1 protein-coding gene is annotated in these 458 nt (G+C 58.5%); it reads left to right on the top strand.

Features of this window, described 5'->3' with window-relative positions:
• Positions 1-458 (top strand): tetratricopeptide repeat protein (locus tag AWU74_RS08330; protein ID WP_162505107.1); only part of this gene is annotated, 458 nt, incomplete at both ends.

The following is a 458-nucleotide window of genomic DNA, read 5'->3' as shown; positions in this document are numbered from 1 at the left end:
CTCATGCAGTGAGGCTCGACCCGAACCGAGCGCCAGCACAAAAGGATCTCGGCTTAGCCTACAATCTCCGCGGCGCCGACTATAGCGCCAGTGCAGACTCTAACCACGCTATCGCGGACTATACGCACGCATTTACGGTCGACCCGCCCCACGGGTCAGCCTACAGCAGTCGCGGCAATGCCTATGCCCGCAAAGGCGACTACAACCGGGCTATCGCGGATTATACCCAAGCGATTAAGCTCGACCCGAACGATGCGTCAGCCTACAATGGTCGCGGCATTGCCTATAGCGGCAAGGGCGACTACGACGGTGCGATCGCGGATTTTACCCGTGCAATCAAGCTCGACCCGAATCTTACCTTTATCTACAGCAGTCGCGGACTTGCTTATCACAGCAAGGGCGACTACGACCGGGCGCTCGCGGATTACACCCAAGCGATTAAGCTCGACCCGGATGAC

The sequence above is a fragment of the Treponema endosymbiont of Eucomonympha sp. genome, assembly GCF_001028545.1.
This window is presented reverse-complemented; position numbering and strand designations above follow the sequence as displayed.